Below are 1,256 nucleotides of genomic sequence, written 5' to 3'. Positions count from 1 at the left end.
ATCAACAATCCGATCACCTTTGCCAAGCGCGAGGTCGTGCTGGCCGCCTCGATCATGTCGGCCATCCTGGTGCGCGAAACCTTCGGCTACTCGTTCTCGACATGGCGCTTCCATCTGCGCGGCGAGACCATCCGCAGCGCCCACGATGTCGGCTGGATGCGCAGCCTCACAGTCGGCTCGATGATGCGCAAGGACATCAAGACCATCTATGCCTCGACGACGCTGGCAGCCTTCCGCAAGGAGGTGCCGCTCGGCTCTGCCCAGCGCGTCATCGCCGTCGATGCGGGCGACCACTATGTCGGCGTGCTGATCGTGGCCGAACTGCACAGCGATCCGTCCGATGGCGAGGTGCCGGTGCGCGATCTCGCCAAATACAAGGACGCGGTGCTGGTGCCGAGCATGAACGTGCAGGCCGCCGCGGAAACATTCCAGCGGGCGGGCGCCGAAGAACTCGCCGTGGTCGAGGATTTCACCGACCACATCGTGCTGGGCCTGTTGACCGAAGGCCATTTGATGCGGCGCTATGCCGAGGAACTCGACAAGGCGCGCCGGGACCTGTCGGGCGAGGGGTAGAGGGCAAGAGGGGTTACGGGCTTAATGCTCGATCGGCCCCTTGGCCATCACAAGCGCCGTGCCGGCGGTGGTCGGGCGCTCGATCATGCGTCGTACGCGGGGCGGTTCGTCGCCGCTGTGCAGGGCCCGCACGCGTTCGCCGATGACGGCGTCGGCATGGGTGATGCGTCCATTGTGCCTGATATACTCGATCCAGGTCGGCGTGTGATAATGCTCGATCCATACGGTGGGATTCTCGAGATCGCGCGCCAGCGTCCAGTTGCGGGCGCCGTCACGGCGGCGGATGCGGCCGCGTTCGGCCATGATGGCGAGGAACTCCGGTTCGTCCTCGTGGCGGATCACATATTCGATCATGATGGCGATGGGACCACTGCGCGGCTTCAGGTCAAGCGCCAAATGCGGTTCCTTGAAGCGATTGAGCGGGTCGAGGTTGAGCACCTGCTGTTGCGGCAGCGGGAGCAAAAGACCGATGGCGCCGCCGGCCAGCATGGCGATGCTGGCGGCGATCAGCGCGGTTTCGGCGCCATGCGCGTCGGCGACGACGCCCCAGATCCAGCTGCCGAGCGCGATGCCGCCGAAGGTCGCGGTCTGGTAGACCGACAGCACCCGGCCGACCACCCAGCGCGGCGTCGCCATCTGCACCGTGACGTTGAAATGCGAAAGCGCGATCACCCAGCAGGCAC

At 65.4% G+C, this 1,256-nt stretch carries 2 protein-coding genes; one reads left to right on the top strand and one right to left on the bottom strand.

Going from position 1 to position 1,256, the window contains the following annotated elements:
* Window positions 1-573 (top strand): CBS domain-containing protein (locus EN994_RS32075; protein WP_348631698.1); only part of this gene is annotated, 573 nt, incomplete at its 5' end.
* Window positions 574-594: 21 nt separating this feature from the next.
* Here the strand turns inward: EN994_RS32075 and EN994_RS32070 are convergent.
* Window positions 595-1,256: MFS transporter (locus EN994_RS32070; protein WP_206530554.1), on the bottom strand; the 662-nt coding region annotated here is incomplete at its 5' end.

Source organism: Mesorhizobium sp. M7A.F.Ca.CA.002.09.1.1 (assembly GCF_003998555.1).
In the GTDB taxonomy this organism is placed as follows: domain Bacteria; phylum Pseudomonadota; class Alphaproteobacteria; order Rhizobiales; family Rhizobiaceae; genus Mesorhizobium; species Mesorhizobium ciceri.
This window is presented reverse-complemented; position numbering and strand designations above follow the sequence as displayed.